Source organism: Pseudaestuariivita atlantica (assembly GCF_001205715.1).
Lineage (GTDB): Bacteria > Pseudomonadota > Alphaproteobacteria > Rhodobacterales > Rhodobacteraceae > Pseudaestuariivita > Pseudaestuariivita atlantica.
The window spans coordinates 1-19,418 of record NZ_AQQZ01000026.1 but is presented as its reverse complement, the minus strand read 5'-3'; the positions used below and the strand labels follow the sequence as shown (position 1 = coordinate 19,418).

The following is a 19,418-nucleotide window of genomic DNA, read 5'->3' as shown; positions in this document are numbered from 1 at the left end:
TGAGCAAACTCTACGCTAGAACGAGGGAAGTTTCGGGGGGCAGGTCAACCTCTCCACGGCGCTCGCCAGACACAGTCACAAAGTCGATGTGCGCCACACGGAAACCGCGGGAACGGGTATACCGGATGTACTCCTTAAAACAGCCTTTGAGACGGGAGCCGACCTGATTGCAACGGGAGCGTATGGTCACTCAACAGCCTATGATTTTGTTGTGGGTGCGACAACTTCGGCGCTTTTGAAGGCGGCCGAAGTGCCTGTCTTGTTCAGCAAGTAGCCGCATTAGTCGAAATCCTTTGGCTCCACGTAACCGAACGGAGTACGTCTCGTGTCATTTTCAGGATTTCTCGACCCACATGCGATAGCGATCTACGGCGCATCAGAACGACAGAATTCGCCCGCTGCTCATGTCTTGCGCAATCTGAAAGGACAGGGTTTTCCGGGCCAGATCTTTGCGATCAATCCAAAGTATCAGCAGATCGCTGGGCTGCCCTGTTATCCTTCACAGGTCGCCGGTAGGTTAGCCGCGGACCTTGCCGTTATTGCCATCCCCCCACGTTTTGTCCCGACCGCACTCCAAGACTGCGAAGCTGTTGGCACCCGCTCCGCAATTGTGATCTCAGCGGGATTTGAGGATGATCATGGGTCAGCAAGCTACACAAGATTGGCGGCAACGGCCAAAACCGCAGGTATTCGTTTCCTGGGGCCGAACTGCCTCGGCTTGATCCGCCCGTCTAAACGACTGAACGCTACTTTCCAACCAGCGCTTCCACCAACCGGCGGACTAGCCTTGATATCTCAATCCGGAGCGATTTGTTCAGGTCTTTCCGATATGGCTGAGACCGAAGGGCTCGGCTTCAGTCTGATGATGTCTCTCGGAAACTCGGTAGATTTTGGTATGGGCGATGCTTTGGAGATGGCGGTCGCGGACACCGAAACCAAAGTCATTCTTATCTATGTTGAAGGGGTGCGCGACGGCGCACGGTTTCGCGCAGCACTCGCAAATGCGTGCCAGAGAAAACCAGTGATCGTCCTCAAAGCTGGACGTCATGCTGATGGGGCCGCAGCAGCGACGACACATACCGGAGCCCTCATCGGATCAGACCGAGTCTTCAGTTCTGTGCTCGCTGACTGCGGCGCGGTACAAGTTTCCACACTTGGTGAGATGATTGAGACGGCTCGGCTGCTGAACACAGCACCAAATTTGTTCGGAGATCGCCTCGCCATCGTGACCAATGGAGGTGGAGTCGGCGTGCTAAGTGCCGACCGGCTCGCGGACCGAGGCCTCGCTCTCGCTGAATTGCCAAAAACCGCCATAGATACGCTGAACCCTGTTCTCAGCACAAACTGGTCTCGGCGGAACCCGCTCGACATCGTAGGAGATGCGGGTGCGCAAGACTATCAAGTGGCGATTGACGCATGTATAGAAAGCACAGCTTTTGATGCCGTTCTCGTCCTGCTCAGTCCGCAATCCATGACCGCGCCTGAATTGGTTGCCGACACCATACTGTCGGCAAAACAAAGATCATCCAAACCGATCATGACCTGTTTTGTCGGCGGCCCCTCCGTTGCCTCTGCAAGGGCCAAACTGCGAAGACAAGGTATTGCCGATTTCACACTGCCGGAGCATGCGGTGCAAGCTTATGCGCAAACGGTCCAGGCGATGCGAGCGGCTCAAAATTCACGCAGCGCAACGCTTTTCGAAGACAAGAACACTTCAATAACCCATAGAGTCCTGGATGCGATGTCACCACTGCCTTCCGGGATGTTAAGCGACACCCAATCGCGACAACTCATTTCAGCTGCTGGGATCCGCTGCCCGGTACCAAGTCTCGCGGAAACGGCCGACGAAGCGGTTCGACTGTTTCAGGACCTCGACTCTGCTATTGTGATGAAGATCGCCTCCCCGGACATTTCACATAAGTCCGAAGTCGACGGCGTGCGCCTAAATCTCCAATCCGAGGAAGATGTTGTCACTGCTTTTCACGACATGTTGCTACGTGTAGGAAACCTACGGCCGGACGCCACCCTATCCGGGGTTACGGTCGAACCCATGATCACTCTGCCGGACGCACGCGAGCTCTTGATCGGAGTGAGCCAAGACCCCGCCTTTGGCCCTGTCTTGTCTTTCGGGGCCGGCGGAACACTTGTCGAGTTGCTCGACGACGTCGCAACGGCGACATTGCCGATCGGCTTCGAACAAGCGCAACGCTTGGTGGCAGACACCAAGATCGCAAAGCTGTTGGGGCCTTTCCGGAACTGGCAGCCTGTCAATGTCGATGAATTGGCAAAACTACTTTTGACAGTATCAGACTTTGCGAGGGCACTCCCAAACCTTGAAGAGATGGATATCAACCCTCTAATCGCATCACCACAAGGATTTTGCGCCGTCGATGCACGTATCAGGCTGTCTCAGCCAGACTTACCTCTTTTGCCTACCGACGCGAGCGAGCTTCACCAGCTCGGGTACAATAATCAAGGGTAGCGCAAGCCCGATGATCCAGAGCCAATTTGATGCGCTCAATGGCACGGTGTGCAAAATCGTCTGGAAAAAAGGCAGGTAGACCGCGGCAACCTGCAAACCTAACGTCAGCGTCAATGCCAGCAGCAACAAGGGGTTGCTGGTCCAGCCGATCCGGATGACCGGGGACGTCAGCGATCTGAACGCAAAGACAGACACCTTCTCAAACACAACCATAGCCGTGAACGCCATCGTATTCGCCAAGGCCGGATCGACAGATAGGAACGTGTAAAAAATGACCAAACTCGCCGTGCCAGTATAGAGGCCGAATGTGACTATGAGGGCCAAACCAGACAAACCGAGAATTGGCGTCGCTGGTTTGCGCGGAGGTGCCTTCATTTGGTCAGGCTCTGCTTTTTCCAACCCAAGCGCGACCGCGGTGACACCGTCTGTCACAAGGTTCATCCACAGAATCTGGGTCGCCAAAAAAATCAGTGGTCCTCCGATCAGAAGATTTACGACCAGTGCCACCACCTCTCCCGCATTCGAGCTGAGAAGGTAGCGAACAAATTTCTTGATGTTCGCAAACTGTCGCCGCCCTTCATCGATTGCGCCAACAATGGTTGCAAAGTTGTCATCCAAGAGGATCACATCCGCCGCTTCTTGCGCCACATCTGTGCCGCGCTGACCCATGGCAATCCCAATATCCGACCGTTTGAGGGCCGGCGCGTCATTTACCCCGTCCCCGGTCATGGCAACGACTTCGCCACGCGCTTGCAGGGCTGTCACAATCCGGAGTTTGTCCGCAGGACGCGTCCTCGCGAACAGCACGTCCTTCGACATCAACGAGACCAAATCGTCATCGGAGAGGTCTTTCAGCTCCAGCCCAGTGAGAACTGTGTCGCAAGCGATGGCAAGATCACGGGCGATTGCCCCAGCGGTCACAGGACTATCGCCCGTGATCATGATGACCCGTATCCCCGCCGCTTTAGCCAAGGCAATGGCATCCGCGACCTCCTTGCGAGGCGGGTCAATCAAACCCACTAACCCAAGGATGGTTAGGCCCTCTTCTTCGGTATCAGAGTCGGAATTTGCACTACGTTCTGCAAGCGCTATGACACGCAACCCTTTGCTGCCCATAGATTGCAGCGCGGCTTCAAGTTTGCCACGCTCAATGCCGTCCAGGCTGCGGTCCGCATCGGCGTAAGCAATATGTGTCGCGCGCTCCAAAACCACTTCTGGGGCGCCCTTAACCAAGAGTCGAAATCCATCATCAGTGCGAAGCAAAACCGACATACGCTTTCGCTCGCTCGAAAACGGCACCTCCAACAGAATATCGCCAGAGCCAATATCTGGGGCGGCCTGCGCAAATCTCAGAAGTGCAATCTCGGTTGGGCTTCCAATTTCCTGCACATTCCCGTGCGCATCTTCAGAAACAGACGCATGGGAACAGAGCCGTCCCACCCTTCCAAGTCGTCCAAAAAGCGCTTGTGCCGCTGGCTCATCCGACAAAGTCGCAATTTCATGAAGCGCTCCATCCACCCAGGCGGACGTTGCAACCATCTTGTTTTCCGTGAGGGTCCCGGTCTTGTCGGTACAGATGACAGAAGATGCACCAAGCGTCTCCACTGCTTGCATACGGCGCACAAGCGCTTGACGGCGGACCATCGCCCCAGCCCCAAGCGCTAAAGTGATGGTAACGACGGCGGGCAGCCCTTCAGGTACCATAGCAACGGCCAATGAGATCGCCGTCAGTGTCATGTCCAACAGATCTTGCCCGGCGATCATCCCAATTGCAGCCACTGTCAAAGCGACGGCAACCGCCGCGAAGCCAAGCCATTTGGCCAAGCGTGCCAAAGCCACCTGCAATTGCGTCGGACGCCTGTCCAATCCGCCAGTCAGTTTTGCGATTTCGGCAAAGCCGGTGTTCACACCAGTCGCTGTGATCCGAGCTTCAGCAAGACCCGCCACGAGAGATGTTCCTGCTGACACGAGATCACCACTGCTTTTCGAGACCGGGACAGACTCTCCGGTCAGAATGCTTTCATCCACCTCTGCAGATTGCGCGCTTACGATCGTACCATCCGCTGCAACCCGATCCCCCGTCGACAGTATGAGGATGTCTCCCGGTACGATCTCGCGCGCCGGTATAACGGTTTCTCGACCATCTCTGCGAACGGTTGCCATTGGATCGAGCATTGCAGTGAGAGCAGCAAGAGCCCTTTCAGCACGCCACTCCTGCGCGAAACCAAGTGCTGCGTTCAGGATAATTACGGCAGCAATCACTGCTGCATCAATGGTTTCCCCCAATGCGGCGGCCGCGACGACCGCTGCAACCAGTATCCAAACAAGAGGGCTTTCAAGTTGCCGCAACGCCGTCTTCCACCACGGCGGCGGTGGCAGCTTTGGCATCTCGTTTGGGCCAAATTCTTGTCGCGCTACAGCGACCTCACCAGCCGTCAGACCGGATTGCATCAAATCTTTCATGAGGTTGGAATGCAGGCTTTCTTGGTGGGCGTTATTGATCAATATCAACCAATGGGCTGAAGCGATTGATATCTTCCGTGGCATCTCAAACGGAGGACCCACCATGAGTAAATCCACAGAGCCCACATCTACTTCGCCGCTGGAGCCTGAGAAGATCTTTCAAACCTTGACAAATGCCCAAACTGCTGGCCTCGGGTCGTTATCCTGGCTGGGCACCAAGTGGGTTGAGACGATGAGCGATGTTGGCGCCGAATGGCTAAGTTTTGTCGCAGAACGCGTCAAAGAGGATGTGAAGACGCAGCATGAGCTCTTGCACGCAAAGAACATCGGCGAAGTTCAGCACAGCCAGGCGCAGTTTCTTCAAAAGGCAATTGATGACTATCGTGACGAGACCGGAAAGATCGTCGAGTTCTGCTCGCAAGCCATGAGCGACATTCAGGAACATGCGAGCAAGCAAATGGACGTCCCAGGTAACGACAAAGCTCAATCGAAGACGTAAGTTCCTGGTGCCTGATACAGGGCACTCCACTCCGTCTCGACCACGTCCTGGTCAGATCGGTCTACCAGCCATGCGACCCAATCAAGCCACCAGGACCCATCTTCGGTGACAGCAGTGTCCAGCCAGGCATCCGGTCCGACAAACCGGGTGCCTTCGACCTTTTCAAAGACGCGGAAGTGCCGTCCTTTGTGACCGGGTTCAGACAGAACACCGCCATTGTGGCCACCTTTCGTCAGCACGAAGCGCACATCTGTGTCAGTCAGGGCGAGCAATTTGAAAACAGACCGCCAAGGCGAAACGTGATCGCTTTCCGTTGCTAGGCAATAGATCGGCGCACGGATGTCGGTCAATGAGATGCGCCGCCCGTCCGCTTTGAACGTGCGACGCGCAAGCGCATTTTCCAAGAAGAGTTTCCGAAGGTATGTCGTATGCATCTTGGCTGGCATTCGCGTGGCATCCGCGTTCCAAACCATAAGATCATTGGGTTCAGTTCGTTCGCCCAGAAGATAGTGACGGATCACACGGCTCCAGATCAGGTCAGCAGGCCTGAGCATCTGAAACGCCGCGGCCATCTGGCCAGCCTCAAGATACCCCTGCTCCTCCATCAGGTCTTCTAGGAAGCCAACTTGCGCCTCCGTCATGAAAGTTCCCAGCTCACCGGGTTCGGTGAAGTCCGTTTGACTGGCGAGAAGGGTGAGTGTCGCGAAAGGCGAAGACGCCTCCTCCCGGGCATATGCTGATGCCGCAATTGAAAGGAGTGTGCCGCCGAGACAGTAGCCAACACCGTGTACTGCCTCAATGCCGTGTTCTTCACGCAGCCAGTTCAGCGGTTCGCGAATGCCTATATCGAGGTAGTCCTGCAGATCCAGATCCGTTTCTTCTTTACCCGGGTTTTTCCAGGACAACATGAAAACATCGAAGCCTTGATCGACCAGATACCACACCATCGAATTGTGCGGTGAGAGATCCAGAACGTAGTATTTCATGATCCATGCAGGGACGATAAAAATGGGCGGACCTTTGCGTTTTTCCTGAGTCGGATGGTATCTGATTACTTCAACGAGGCGGTTTCTATACACGACATCACCCGGAGTGACCGCAAGTGTCTCTCCGACATCGTAGCCCGGGACCGATCGCGGATGACCTGTCAGGGTTGAGCCAAGATCATCCAGCCAGTTCTTCAAACCTTGCTGCAAGCTCGCTCCGCGTGTTTCTATCGCTTTGGCTACGACAACCGGATTTGTTATCGGGAAGTTCGTTGGACACCACATATCGAGCGCTTGGCGGGCATAGAAATCCAATGCGCGCTGGTGTTTGGCGTCAAAACCAGACATCGGCGCAAGCGCCGTTTGCCACCAGTTTTGCGCGGCGAGAAAGCCCGTCTTAAACGCGGCGTAGGGCGGCAGTGACCAAAGAGGATGCGAAAAGCGCTTATCCGCTTTCTCGTCTTCCAGAGAAGCCGCAACCGCTCCGCCAAATGCAGCCAATCCGATTTCTTTTTGTCGTTCCGGGGACAGCGCAACATGCGTGGCCCAATCCGTCCAAGCCACGGCCAAACCCGCAGGCGAGACACCACCTGTGAGTTTTGCAAGCGTGGCGTTGACCCTGCGATCCAGTGACGTTTCTGCCATCAGAACCGCTCCCTCTCAGCCACCTTGCTGCCATCCCGTAGCGTATCAGGCGGATGGGTCACGACGCGGTCACCAGCACTCAACCCAACTGCAACGATCGCCATGCGACCATCACGCTGGGCCAGTTCGATGGGTGTGCGGACGGCAATGAAGTCTTCGGTAACGAGGAAAGTGAACCATCCTTGGTCTGACTGAAATACAGCACTCAATGGGATCAGCAAAGTATCATCTGCCTGCCATTCGACCACCCTCACAAAGACCGAGAACCCGTGTCCAAGACTAGCCCATTCCTGTGTCGGTGACGTGATGTCGATCAGCAAATCCACTCGCTGCTCTTCAATGCCCAAGGCTGACACCACGGTGCGCGCCGTTGGCTCTATTCTACGAACCACACCTTTCAATGCTTTTGCACCACCCCATCTTTCCAAAATGACGTCGGCGCCGACACGCAAACGTGTTGCATCGGACGATAGTATATCTGCAACGATCTCCAGGTCTCGTGGATCCCCAACGACCGCCAGGTTTTCGCCGGCAAGGACTGGGCGAGAGCTTACATTTACCTGCGTCAAGATAACACCATCTGACGGAGCCGGGAGTTGCACGCAGCAGACACCTGTGGCGGCGCCAATTTCTGGGTCTTGTAGGACAGCCTGCGCGCGTTCTTTCGCCGCCAATGCCATCGACATCCGAGCTTGAGCAGACACGTTCTCCGCTTCAGAAATTGCTAGTAGGTTTGCCGCATCTTCCACCCGTGTGATCGTGACAGCGCCAGACCCAACCAGGGCCTTTGCCCGCTTCAACTGGCTTCTTGCATAGGTTACGTTCGCTTCAGTTCGCGCGATCTCAGCGCTGGCAAACGCGATCTGAGCCTCGGCATCATGAAGGACTGCAAGCGCCTCGGCACGACTTCGGGCATCCAAGAGCGGCGCGGTAGCAGGTTCAATCCGCGCAACAATCGTTTCCCCCGCAACGACAGGATCGCCAACATCCAGCGGCATGCGCAATAACGTGCCAGTTATCGGCGCTGTGACGTCATATCGTTCTCGGACCCGTGTTTCCCCGTCAGCATTCACCGTGACACTCAGTTCACCCCTTGCAACCTGGGCAATATCTACGGGGATTGGGTCGTCCTTAAAGGCGGTCAAGACGAGGCCAGCGATCAAAGCAAGACCAAGACCAGAAACAATAACTGTGCGGGGGCTCAAAAACATCGGATCATTCTCTCGTTTTCATCACGGAAATCAGGTCCAGCCGACTAAGTCTGAGCGCAACAACGAGCGTCGAGATCACAGCCGCCGTCAGAACGATCAGGCTGGCGCGTGCGTATGTCGCCGGCTCCAAAACCAACGGGATGGCGTAAAGGTCGGAGGAGAAGCCTTCGGTCATCCATCGCGCCACTTCCGTGCCAAACCACCAACCTAAGGGCTGTGCCAGCAGGACCAGTATCATGACCTCACCAACCAACACTTTGCCAACGTCGAACTTGGAAAACCCCAGAATGCGCAAAGAGGCGAGTTCGCGCGCGCGCTCGGAAAGCTGGATGCGTGCTGCATTATAGCAAACCCCGACCGTTATGATGCTTCCAAGGATGGCGTAAATTGTTGTGACCACCAGAATGTTCTGGCTGATCGTCTCGACGAAACTCATCCGGTTTTCCGTCATGTCGATCGTGCCAGTGACCGCTGGCAGGTCGGTTACACGTTCATTGAATGCCTCCGGGCCAAAGGGATCAGCCAGGGTCACATTGGCCGTTGTCATGCGTGGGCTTTGCCGAAACAGTGCATTGAGATGGTCGTGGCTGATGTAAGCGCCAAGGCCAAAATACTGTGTGACAACTCCCGACACCGGGATCTGGTAGGTCTCTCTTAGTCCAGACTCAAAAGTCGCCCGGATCGTATCACCAATGCCCACATCCAGCGCATGAGCCAAACGATGCGAGATGAGAAGGCCGGTACCATCCGGGGCAACTGGACGACCTGCGTCGTCCACAACACGGGCAAGGTCGCTCAAACCGCCAACCGTTGAAATCGACACACGCTTTTCCAGATGCCCGTGGCGCAGGATCGCTGCGTGGTACTGTTGCGGCTCGACTTGCAGGACACCAGGCAACGCCTGCACTTCCGCCAGGGCCGATTGGGGAACGTCGGGATCGAAGAGAAGCAACGCATCTTGCCGGTTCGACTGGTAAAACCCCTTGTCGATAATGTCGTCCATCGCATCAGGGAAGAAACTCGAGGCAACGAGCGTAGAGACAGCCAAAGCCACACCAATGAGCGTTGTCGCGGCGCGCACAGGCCAACGTGAAAGGCTCCTCAGGATCATTCGTGATGGCTGCGACAACCGAAGAGCCGCAGCAAAGACGTCAAAAACTGACCGCCGAAAGTTTGGCGGGGCCGGGGGTGACATTGCGACTGCTGGCGCAAGCGCGGCAGCCTTGATCGCGCTGCGCAGCGCTCCCGCGAATGTCGCCGCCAAGGCCAGTAGGGCCGAGACAGCGTAGATACTTGCGGGGACGCCAAAAACGAGAAACGGAAAGTCAAAATACGTCGCATAGAGCGCCGCCATAGACTGCGCCAGCCAACTTCCTGCGATAACGCCGATCACAATGCCCACAAGCGCAATCAAGCCGGCCAGCATCAGGTAGTGGAGACAAATGCCCCAACTCGAGTACCCGATCGCTTTCATAAGGCCGATCTCGGAGCGCTCCAAGAACACGATCCGGCCCACGACCATGTTCACAAGGAAAACAGAAATTCCCAGGAATACGGGCGGCAAAACGTAAGCGAGGACTTCAAGCTGCTGGATCTCGGCATCCAAAAATGCATTTGATTGCTGTTCACCCCGATCTGCTGTTGCGCGACCACCATACGGTTCCAGCAAAACATCCAGTTCTTCTTTGACATCAATGGCATTCGTGCCCGGAAGTAACGCAATCGAGACATCGTTGAATGCGCCTTCCATGTTGAACGCCGCATCCAACACCTCTTCCGGCAGCCATAGAATGCCAAATGTCTCGTTCTGCGGCATCAAAGCGCCGGGACCGATCGTGTAGATGAACTCCGGTGACAAAGCCGTTCCGGTGATTTGCAACTCGCGCTTGCGACCGTTCAGATTTGCGGCAAACACATCGCCAAGACGCAACCCGTTTGCTTCGGCGAAGGGTTCATTGACAACGACTTCATCCGCGCGCTCTGGCCAGTTCCCGGACCGTAAGATGGGGATGTTTAATGCTGGCCGCGCGGAGGGGCTGAAGGATAGCAGCAACCCTGTAGCCGGTCTTGTGCGATCGGGAATGTCGAGCGTCGCGTATTGCCGAACTTGCGCATCTACCTCCATAACGCCCGGGATGCCCTGAATTTCCGCGAGCAACCCATCCGGCGCACGACGTGCCCCTGCGAAAAGATCGGCAAAGCGGTTCTGCGCATAGTAAGCCTCGCGGCTTTCATTTAACGCGCGGCTCATGCCGACCGACATAATGATGACCGTCACACCTGCGGCGAGAACGAGCGCAATCGCCAACCCTTGCGCCCACAATCGGGCAAAATCACGCAGCAGCTTTCGATCCATGGCTTGCATAAAAGTCACCACGAAATCTCGGCCGGGGACACGCGTGTCGCATTCTCGTCAATGCGATCCACGCGACCGTCCTGAAAGCGGATGACCCGGTGAGCCATCTGCTGAATAGCCGCGTTATGCGTAATCACGGCTGTGCTGGTTCCGAAGGTATCATTGATGTGCTTGAGCGTCTCAAGCACCTGCGTCCCCGTCTTACTATCAAGTGCCCCAGTCGGTTCGTCGCAAAGCAAGACATCCGGCCGTTTTGCGACGGCTCGGGCAATCGCCACGCGTTGCTGCTCCCCCCCGGAGAGTTGCGCGGGAAAATGATCCATACGTTCTTCAAGACCCACCAAGGCTAAGGCTTCCGCTGGGGGCATCGGTGTCTTTGCGACATCTGTCACCAGTTGGACGTTCTCCCGAGCGGTCAGACTTGGCACCAGATTGTAGAACTGAAAAACAAACCCCACATGATCCCGGCGATATCGGGTCAAGGCTCGATCATTAGCGGTGGTCAACTCTGTCTCACGAAACCACACGCGCCCCGTAGTCGGATGGTCAAGCCCGCCCAAGATGTTGAGGAACGTGGATTTACCTGATCCTGATGGTCCCAAAAGAACAGCAAGCTCTTTTTCAAAGAGAGAGACCGAGACGTCTCGCAAAGCGTGAACCTTGACCTCACCCGTGTCGTAAATCTTGCAGACGTTTTCGGTCCGAAAGACTGGGGCTGCGTCGGCGTCCTTCATTGTGCAGTCACCTGAACACCCAGAGCTTCGGCAAAGGCTCGTATCCGTTCGTGACCTTCAGACGTATCCTGGACGCCATTCGACAGAACCATCTTGCCTTTCAACGGTCGCCTCAGACGTTCAGCGATCTTGTGTAAGGAGGCAGTGAGTTCATTTGGGTCGTCACAGGTCAACAGCACGGCAACGTCCTGTTCCCCATTCGCTAAGGCATCGATCAGAGTGTTAAGCGGTGCGCCAACCCCGCCTGCCCAAACTGGGCCGACCAGGACGACAAGACCGCCTTCTGGCAAGTCAAGCGACTGATCCAGTGGAACCGCCCTGCCCCGCATACCGTCGCGCGCGGCGGTTATCCAACTCAGAACCGGCCATGAATATCTGCAGGTCGTCACCTCGAACGGAGCGACACCAAGATAATTGCCAAGATGTTCCGCGACCCGACGCGAGTGCCCGGACCTGGAATATACATAGATCAAAATCGACGACGGTTTCTGTGGCATGAGAATGGCATACGGGGCCGCATCACAGGCGGTATTGAGGAATATCAATCCATGTTGGCACTGAGTTGCGAAAAGCGACGGAACGTCTTCAATAGGAGCACTCTACATGCCGCGCACAATGAAAGCCGCCGTCGTCACCAAGCTTGGCCAGCCACTTGAAATAAAGGAAGTCGATGTGCCCGAAATTGCCCCCGGCCAGGTGCTTGTCCGCATCCACGCCAGCGGAGTGTGCCATACAGACCTCCATGCGGCCGAAGGTGACTGGCCGGTTAAACCGACCGCACCTTTCATTCCAGGCCATGAAGGGGTTGGCGAAGTGGCCGAAGTGGGACCCGGTGTCACGCATCTGAAAGAGGGCGACCGCGTCGGTGTCCCCTGGCTCCACACCGCCTGTGGACGCTGCGAGCATTGCACAGGCGGATGGGAAACACTCTGCGAAAGCCAGCAAATGACCGGCTATACCGTCAATGGCGGTTATGCTCAGTACGTTGCCGCTGATGCAGACTACGTTGGCCTGATTCCCGACGGTTTGGAGTTCGGCCCTGCCTCTCCGGTCCTATGCGCAGGCGTCACGGTCTATAAGGGACTGAAGGAAACTGAGGTGCGTCCAGGCCAGTGGGTTGCCATTTCAGGGATTGGAGGGCTTGGCCACATGGCCGTTCAGTACGCCAAGGCCATGGGCATGCATGTCGTAGCCGTCGACATCGCAGATGACAAACTGGCGCTTGCCAAAAAACTGGGGGCCGATGAGGTTATCAATGCCGCGAGGATTGACCCGGCGATCGAGGTGATGAAACAACTTGGCGGTGTTCACGGCGCGCTTGTCACCGCCGTCTCGACCAAAGCCTTTGCTCAGGCCACTGGGATGTTGCGGCGGCACGGCACCATGTCACTGGTTGGTCTCCCCCCCGGAGACTTCCCGCTTCCCATATTCGAGGTTGTTCTGAAACGGATCACAATCCGAGGTTCCATCGTTGGCACACGCCTTGATCTTGCGGAATCGCTCGCGTTCGCCGCTGATGGCTCTGTTGAGACGAATTTCACATGGGATAAACTGGACAATATCAACGCTGTCTTTGACCGTATGCGTGCGGGCCAAATCGACGGTCGCGTTGTTCTCGACATTGGGGCAACTTAAATGCCCGCCGCGAAAACCAAAGCAGACCTCATTGCCGTCACCGAAAAAGAATGGGAAACGTTCTCAAAGCTGCTGGCCGACTTTGACGAAACCTCTGCATCCATTGCAGATTGTGAAGGCGCGTCGGCCATTCGCATCGTGGGTCACCGCGCAGCCTGGATCGATTTGTACTTCGCGTGGCGCAAGAGTGCCGCATCCGGCAACACCCCGGAAATGCCCGCGCCAGGTTACAAATGGAACGAACTCAATGATCTGAATGAGGCAATTTTCCAAAACCAGAAAGGCTGGACATGGTCTGCAACGTGCGAGGCTCTGGAAGGTGCACATCTGCGGCTTTCGGAAGATATTCACAGTGCATCAGAGGCTGAACTTTATGGCACGCCACTCGCTCCTGGTCTTAAATGGACGCGCGGACGCTATGCCGAAGCTGCTGGTGCAAGCCACTACCGATCTGCCGCAAAAGTACTTCGTAAACTCATGAAGCAGCAGTAACTTGGGCCGTCTCTGCAACGGCGCACCAAATTGGAAGATGATCCGATGCCCGGCGCGCTTCTTTCGAGCTATAGGTTCCGGACGCAACTATTTGCAGACCGGCACTCATGGCAAATCTGTCCAATCTTGCCACCGGCAGCCGGGTTGGAAAGCTTGGCCCTGGGGCGTGAACTCTCAGTTCCTTTTTAAAGTTTTCCAACCCGTTTGAAGGCGACCATTCATTGAAATCACCGGCGACAATCGAATTCCCATGTGCCGGAAGTTCTGCACAGATCGCTGCCTGTTGCGCTCTGCGATCCCGTCGGCGCAATCCAAGATGGGCCGCGACGAGTGTCAATTGGATTGCTCCCGATACATCCACCTTGGCCGCACCACGTGGTTCCAATCCCGGCAGCTCCATGCAAGTTGTTGCTGAAACACTAAGATCTCGGCGCAGTAGAACCGCATTTCCATGCCACCCAAGGCTTTCTTCAAACTGTGCTAGTGGCACAACATCATGATCAGTGTTCTGCGCGATCATTTGGCGCGGGATCGCCGCTTTGCGCTTTCCAAAACGCAAATCCGCCTCCTGCAGAACAACTATATCCGCGTCCACAGCGTTGATAACATCCAATATCCGACCAGGGTCTCTGCGTTGGTCGAGACCTCTTGCTTTGCGGATGTTGTAACTTGCTATGCGCAGGTGCTGTGGTTTCATCTCTTTGATATAGGAAAGAGGTTCCGAAATTTCATCAACCATGAGGTTGGCACATCTGGCAATTGATTAAATCATCCGGCGCTGTTCTGCAGACGATCTGGTGGGGACTAGCGGTCAGTGCGATTGTCGCGCTGATATTCGGACGGTTCTCTTTGGCTTTTGTCAGCACCGCAACCTTGTGTCTGTCGCTTCTGCCTTTGGCGTTGGCCCATCGTTTGTCCGTGCGGCTACCAGTCTCTTTCCTGCTGTTCATAACTGTATTTGTGTTTGCTTCGATCTTCCTCGGCGAGGCCTTTGACTTCTACAACAGGGTCTGGTGGTGGGATCTCGCTTTGCACGGATCGGCCGCTATAGGGTTCGGCTTTCTAGGTTTTCTCTTTGTATTCATGTTGTTCGAAGGGGATCGCTTCGCCGCCGCACCCTCAGCCCTCGCCTTCATCACATTTTGCGTCGCAATGACGCTTGGAGCCTGCTGGGAGATCTTCGAATTCGCAATGGATCAAACTCTCGGGCTCAACATGCAAAAATCCGGGCTCATGGATACGATGGGCGATCTCATCGTGAACGGCATCGGTGCTGTTTTGGCCAGCTTGGTCGGATTCCTCTATTTACGCTTCCGCGCTGTGGGCGTTTTGAGCCGCCCGATTGAGCAGTTCATCAACCTCAACAAGACCTATTACCGCAAGGCGATTGACCGGCTTAAGCGTTAGATTTCGCGACCCGAGAGTGTTTGAATCTGACCCAACAGCCTGGATCGCTCCTCCAACAAGTCCAGGACAAGAGCAATGCCCGCGGTGTTTAAGGCGAGATCTCGTGCCAACCTGCAGGCACGCACAGCACGCTGAATCCCTGTTTGATCGAACATCCAGTCCGCTTCTGATCGCCCCGTAGGTGTCAGGACACCAAATTCGACCAAAGATATGATGACCGAACGGTCAGCACAACAAACACGGCTAAGGTCGGTGACGCTCAGCGCGTTGAGAATTTCATGATCGCCGTTCGTCATCGTTCACCTATGGATATCTGCACGCGGGTCGAAGTCGAAGGTCCCCGCCATCTGCTCAAAGAAGGCCTTTGCCTCAGTCGTTTTCGCCTCTGGATTCACGATCTGCAAAACTACGTACAAATGCCCTGGCGGAGATGTCGGCAGCCCGCGCTCTTTTAACCGAAGTTTCTGACCAGATCTCGCATTGGCCGGCACCTTGAGATTTATGGGTCCGGCCGGTGTGGGCAACATAAGTGTCGTTCCCAAAGCGGCCTCCCAAGGCGTCACAGGTAAATCCATGAGCAAATCGCTGCCGTCTATTCGAAACACCGGATGCGGTTGAAGAACGATTTCGACAAACAGATCTCCGGGTTGCGCTCCCTCTTGAGCCAACAACCCTTGACCGGGCAGGCGCAGAAATTGACCAGATGCCACGCCCTTCGGAACTGTAACTACCACCCGCCGATCCTGCAAAACGACGTTCCCATTGGCATCAATGCTTGGCTGTTGGAGAGCGATCTCTCGTGTTGCGCCCTTCACGGCGTCTTCAAGTGAAATACTCAAACGGACGTGCTGATCCGCCGTAAACATTCCATGTCTTTGCGCAGTTGGGTCAGGGCCACGTCGCCCGAAAGCTTCGAAGATGTCAGCAAATGGATCGCCCCGCCTACCCGCATGATCTGAAAAAGCAAAACCACCGGCCCAGTCGGACGACTGCGACGCTTCGCTGCGAGGTCGACCCGCGGAGTCAAACTCGGCTCTCTTCTCGGGGTCTTTCAGAACATCATAGGCTTCGTTGATATCTTTAAACCTACGCTCTGCCTCTTCTCCGGGATTAACATCAGGATGAAACTCTCGCGCGAGCTTGCGATACGCGCGTTTGATCTCGCTGTCGCTGGCTGTACGCGAAACGCCGAGGGTCTTGTAGGGATCAGGTTCGCTCATACTCGGTTTCCAAATCAGGTTAGCCGACTTTCGCAAATCATCACTGCGAGGAATTGATATTTGTCAGAACGATACGCGCGGACATGCGGAATCCTATTCATCAAAGTTGAAAGGACGACTGCTATGCAAAACTCGACTGCGCTCTTCTGTGTCGATGTCAGCACGCCTGACCAAACAATTCAAACGGCCATTCAGGACGCCGCGAAACATGGAACACACATTGCAGTGCTGCTTCACGGTGAGTTTCCAACGCTTCCAATTGGGGCCTATAGCGCGTTGCCGTACGGTGGCATTTCAGTCCCAGATGCATGGTCAGAGACTTTAAAGTCTGCTCAAACCGGTTTGAAGGACCGCGTCAACGCGATTGAAAGGTTACTCGCCGCCGAGAATGTCTCTGGAGATGTCATTCCGCTCTTCGCCGCGGAAGCAGATATACGACAAGGCGTCGCTCAAGTGGCTCGAACATGCGACATCGTCTTTTTCTCATCCGACCTGCGGCTGCAAGAAACGGTTTACAAAGAGTTGCTGCATGGCGTCCTTTTCGAGTCTCCTGTTCCGGCCATGATCAATGGAACGTTGGACATGGCCCATGACACTGTCCTTCTTGCATGGAATGATAGCCTCGCAAGCGCCAGGGCCGCACACCTCGCGTTGCCCTATCTTCAGAACGCGGAACACGTGCACATTGTGGGATTTGACGCGCCATCAACTGCAATCGGAGGCAAGATCGAACCGGGACGCGAAGCGGCCGCCTGGCTAAGCCATCACAGCTGTGATGTTACTTTGACCCAACTCCCGACTGGTGGACGGGAAGTAGGCTCTTGCATCTTGGATCACGCCAATGAAATCGGGGCAGATCTCGTCGTGGCAGGTGCATATGGTCACTCGAGGCTTCGCCAAGCTGTCTTTGGCGGAACAAGCCGTACGCTCATCGAGCAGGAAACCGTACCCATCTTCATGGCGCATTAGATGCCTCTGCACCTCCACGGGGGACTGATGATCGGCGGCGTAAAAGCCAGAGATAAGCACCTGAGAGGTCAACAGACGCATAATGAGATATCCGTGACATGATGCGTTTCACATTTTTGCTTCTTCTTTTGCTGATCGGCACCTCACTTGACGCCCAAAGCGTCGGAGAACAGCTCTTTGAGAGCAACTGTGCGTCCTGCCATGGTGTCACGGGACGCGGCGACGGACCGCTTGCCAAAGGTCTGAGAACGGCTCCAGCAGACCTTACCCAGATTGCCGCTCGCAGGGACGGCGTTTGGCCGATGCTTGAGGTCATGTCGATACTTGATGGCTATTTGAAAAAGACAAACCCACGAAACGACATGCCTGTTTTCGACGATTTTCTAGTTGGCCGCATGGTCGATTTCGAAACTGGTAACGGTTTAACAACTCTGGTGCCTGCGAAGTTGATCGCAATGGCCAATTACCTGGAGACTTTGCAAGACCCGCCGCCCTCTAGGTATGTGCCTTGATAGATCACCGCAAGTTGTGGTCTCGCCTCTGATCCTGCCTTCAAAGACCACTCTGACATCGCGACCGGACAGCCGAATGAATTGATCAAAGTCAACAACCACCGATGAAGACGACCCCATAGATATCGACATAAAGCCTCAAATGAAATGTGAGAGCGTGCAATGACAAGAATCTGGATTGGTGCATTGGTTGGTTGCCTCACGCTTATCATCGCGACAGTTTCCAAGGCCGATGTGCTTCTGAGCAATGTTGTCATTGTAGACTTAGAGACTGGCTCGCTGTCACCGGGGCAGTCGGTCTTAATCGAAGGCAACAGGATAACCGCCATCGGTCCAGGGATCACAAGCAACGAAAATGTCGACCGAGTGGACGCAGGGGGACGCTTCCTCATCCCCGGCCTATGGGACAGCCATGTTCACATTTTCTCCTCTGCAACCGAACCCGACACCGCACTTGCGCTCTATCTCATCAATGGCGTGACCGGCATCCGCGATATGGGTGCGCTCTGGCCGATTACCGAACAGAAAGCCTTACAGGCAAGAATTGAAAGCGGTGAAGTGCTCGGACCGCGCCTGATCCTGTCTGGTGCCTGGGTCGACGCTGCCCCTGGCTCATGGCCCGGCATGTTTCTGGCCAACACACCGGACGAGGCCCGCGCGGCTGTGGCGCAGATCGCCGACGAAGGCTGGGCCGCTGTGAAATCCTACTCCATGCTGGACGCGCAGACCTATCGCGCACTGGCCGAGGCCGCAACAGAAGCCGGACTGCCTCTCGTGGGGCATATCCCCGAGCGCGTCGCGCTGGAGACTGCAATCTTGGTAGGTCAAACTGGAATGGAACACTTCGGTCGCATTCCCATGGCCTGTTCCTCTGCAGAGGCGCAGATGCTGGTTGATCTTCGCACCGTTATGGCGGACGACGCAAATCTCGACACCGTCTTCGCAGTCATGGCCGAACGGAACGGTATCATTCTCGACACGTGGGACGCCAAGCTCTGTACTTCTGTCCTCGCGCGCATGGCTGAGGCCGGCCTGCACGTCAGCCCGACACTTGTCGTCGCCGACTTCTACACCCGCAACTGGCCCACTGCAGATGCACCTCGCATGCTAATGATTCCGGCAGCCGTGCGCGAGGCCTGGGGTCAGCCCGACTTCCGTCTCGCAGCGATGACCGACGAACTACTTGCCCTTGCAAATGACAGCATCGCACTTGACAGGCGCACCTTCACGATGGCGCACGACGCTGGGGTACCAATCCTAGCATCAAGTGATGCTTCTTTTGCCAATCCATACTTATTCCATGGGTTCTCGCTGCTCGATGAGCTCGACATTTATGTTGCCGCTGGCCTCACTCCGCGGGAGGCACTCTTCACTGCCGTCGTCGCGCCGCCTCGGTTTTTCGGTCTGCAAGATCAGGATGGGACAATCTCCGTCGGGCGCCGTGCTGACCTCGTGCTTCTGGACGCAAACCCGCTCGAAAATCTCGCAGTCCTGCGACGACCCCAGGCCGTGATCGCAGGTGGGGCTCTTCTAGATCGAGAGACACTCGACAAAATTGAAGCCGATTTGCTAGAAGCCGGTGAATAGACTGCGGTCAATAGGCACCGGGCTGTTCTCTCTGTTTTCACCATTATTGACGTTGCATTTTTTGGGCTCTGGCTAGGCCCAGGAGTTCCACTGCCCCTGCGCAATGCCCACGACTGCCAGATCCCCGATGGTCTCGCAGAGTACGTAACTGTCGACACCGGTGGCGTTTCGTAAGCGGTGTGCCGCCCCCACACTTTCGAGCTGACGCTTGATCTGCGAT

17 protein-coding genes and 1 pseudogene are annotated in these 19,418 nt (G+C 55.7%); 9 read left to right on the top strand and 9 right to left on the bottom strand.

All coding sequences use genetic code 11. From position 1 onward, the window contains the following. Positions 1-73: 73 nt before the first annotated feature. Positions 74-274 (top strand): annotated as a pseudogene (locus tag ATO11_RS21500) (universal stress protein); the annotation flags it as partial. Positions 275-325: 51 nt separating this feature from the next. Next, the gene (locus ATO11_RS21495; RefSeq protein ID WP_082176550.1) at positions 326-2,482 is read left to right on the top strand and encodes an acetate--CoA ligase family protein; all 2,157 of its coding nucleotides are present in this window, start codon (positions 326-328) and stop codon (positions 2,480-2,482) included. Here ATO11_RS21495 and ATO11_RS20460 read toward each other — a convergent pair. Continuing rightward, on the bottom strand, positions 2,420-4,945 hold the full coding sequence (locus ATO11_RS20460) for a cation-translocating P-type ATPase (protein WP_050532769.1): 2,526 nt from the start codon (positions 4,943-4,945) through the stop codon (positions 2,420-2,422). The genes ATO11_RS21495 and ATO11_RS20460 overlap by 63 nt on opposite strands. On the opposite strand from ATO11_RS20460, the gene ATO11_RS20455 reads away from it, so the two are divergent. Further along, positions 4,944-5,444: a phasin family protein gene (locus tag ATO11_RS20455; RefSeq protein ID WP_050532768.1), complete on the top strand. Its 501-nt coding sequence runs from the start codon at positions 4,944-4,946 to the stop codon at positions 5,442-5,444. The genes ATO11_RS20460 and ATO11_RS20455 overlap by 2 nt on opposite strands. Here ATO11_RS20455 and ATO11_RS20450 read toward each other — a convergent pair. From ATO11_RS20450 to ATO11_RS21920, 5 genes are read right to left on the bottom strand one after another with little or no spacing between them, the layout of a single operon-like run. Further along, the gene (locus ATO11_RS20450; RefSeq protein ID WP_050532767.1) at positions 5,429-7,075 is read right to left on the bottom strand and encodes a PHA/PHB synthase family protein; all 1,647 of its coding nucleotides are present in this window, start codon (positions 7,073-7,075) and stop codon (positions 5,429-5,431) included. The two genes, ATO11_RS20455 and ATO11_RS20450, sit on opposite strands and share 16 nt — an antisense overlap. Then, complete coding sequence (locus ATO11_RS20445; RefSeq protein ID WP_050532766.1) at positions 7,075-8,286, bottom strand: efflux RND transporter periplasmic adaptor subunit; 1,212 nt, start codon at positions 8,284-8,286, stop codon at positions 7,075-7,077. The genes ATO11_RS20450 and ATO11_RS20445 overlap by 1 nt, the downstream gene beginning before the upstream one ends. 4 nt (positions 8,287-8,290) lie before the next feature. Beyond that, positions 8,291-10,642 (bottom strand): ABC transporter permease, encoded by a 2,352-nt coding sequence (locus ATO11_RS20440; RefSeq protein WP_242601486.1) that lies wholly within the window; start codon positions 10,640-10,642, stop codon positions 8,291-8,293. Positions 10,643-10,656: 14 nt separating this feature from the next. Next, the gene (locus ATO11_RS20435) at positions 10,657-11,376 is read right to left on the bottom strand and encodes an ABC transporter ATP-binding protein (protein WP_050532765.1); all 720 of its coding nucleotides are present in this window, start codon (positions 11,374-11,376) and stop codon (positions 10,657-10,659) included. Continuing rightward, the gene (locus ATO11_RS21920) at positions 11,373-11,873 is read right to left on the bottom strand and encodes a flavodoxin family protein (protein ID WP_134643188.1); all 501 of its coding nucleotides are present in this window, start codon (positions 11,871-11,873) and stop codon (positions 11,373-11,375) included. Before ATO11_RS21920 ends, ATO11_RS20435 begins: the two co-directional genes overlap by 4 nt. 106 nt (positions 11,874-11,979) lie before the next feature. Here ATO11_RS21920 and adhP point away from each other — a divergent pair, with 106 nt between their 5' ends. Together adhP and ATO11_RS21490 are read left to right on the top strand one after the other, a co-directional pair. Continuing rightward, entirely contained in the window at positions 11,980-13,011 is a 1,032-nt protein-coding gene (adhP, locus tag ATO11_RS20430) for an alcohol dehydrogenase AdhP (protein ID WP_050532764.1), read from the top strand. Then, positions 13,012-13,503: a ClbS/DfsB family four-helix bundle protein gene (locus tag ATO11_RS21490; protein WP_082176549.1), complete on the top strand. Its 492-nt coding sequence runs from the start codon at positions 13,012-13,014 to the stop codon at positions 13,501-13,503. It abuts the gene before it with no gap. Here the strand turns inward: ATO11_RS21490 and ATO11_RS21485 are convergent. Then, positions 13,487-14,242: an endonuclease/exonuclease/phosphatase family protein gene (locus ATO11_RS21485; RefSeq protein WP_242601485.1), complete on the bottom strand. Its 756-nt coding sequence runs from the start codon at positions 14,240-14,242 to the stop codon at positions 13,487-13,489. The two genes, ATO11_RS21490 and ATO11_RS21485, sit on opposite strands and share 17 nt — an antisense overlap. Before the next feature lie 20 nt (positions 14,243-14,262). Between ATO11_RS21485 and ATO11_RS20420 the strand changes: the two genes are divergently transcribed. After that, a complete protein-coding gene (locus tag ATO11_RS20420) occupies positions 14,263-14,910 on the top strand; it encodes a DUF2238 domain-containing protein (RefSeq protein ID WP_050532762.1) in 648 nt (215 codons plus the stop codon). On the opposite strand, the gene ATO11_RS21480 is transcribed toward ATO11_RS20420, so the two are convergent. After that, positions 14,907-15,206: a chaperone modulator CbpM gene (locus ATO11_RS21480; protein WP_082176548.1), complete on the bottom strand. Its 300-nt coding sequence runs from the start codon at positions 15,204-15,206 to the stop codon at positions 14,907-14,909. The genes ATO11_RS20420 and ATO11_RS21480 overlap by 4 nt on opposite strands. 3 nt (positions 15,207-15,209) lie before the next feature. Continuing rightward, the gene (locus ATO11_RS21475) at positions 15,210-16,130 is read right to left on the bottom strand and encodes a DnaJ C-terminal domain-containing protein (protein ID WP_082176546.1); all 921 of its coding nucleotides are present in this window, start codon (positions 16,128-16,130) and stop codon (positions 15,210-15,212) included. 123 nt (positions 16,131-16,253) lie between these two features. Between ATO11_RS21475 and ATO11_RS21470 the strand changes: the two genes are divergently transcribed. From ATO11_RS21470 to ATO11_RS20395, 3 genes are all read left to right on the top strand, one after another. Next, the gene (locus ATO11_RS21470; RefSeq protein WP_082176545.1) at positions 16,254-17,099 is read left to right on the top strand and encodes a universal stress protein; all 846 of its coding nucleotides are present in this window, start codon (positions 16,254-16,256) and stop codon (positions 17,097-17,099) included. A gap of 98 nt (positions 17,100-17,197) precedes the next feature. Beyond that, positions 17,198-17,611: a c-type cytochrome gene (locus ATO11_RS21465; protein WP_082176543.1), complete on the top strand. Its 414-nt coding sequence runs from the start codon at positions 17,198-17,200 to the stop codon at positions 17,609-17,611. A gap of 162 nt (positions 17,612-17,773) precedes the next feature. Further along, entirely contained in the window at positions 17,774-19,198 is a 1,425-nt protein-coding gene (locus tag ATO11_RS20395) for an amidohydrolase family protein (protein WP_050532757.1), read from the top strand. Positions 19,199-19,418: the final 220 nt, after the last annotated feature.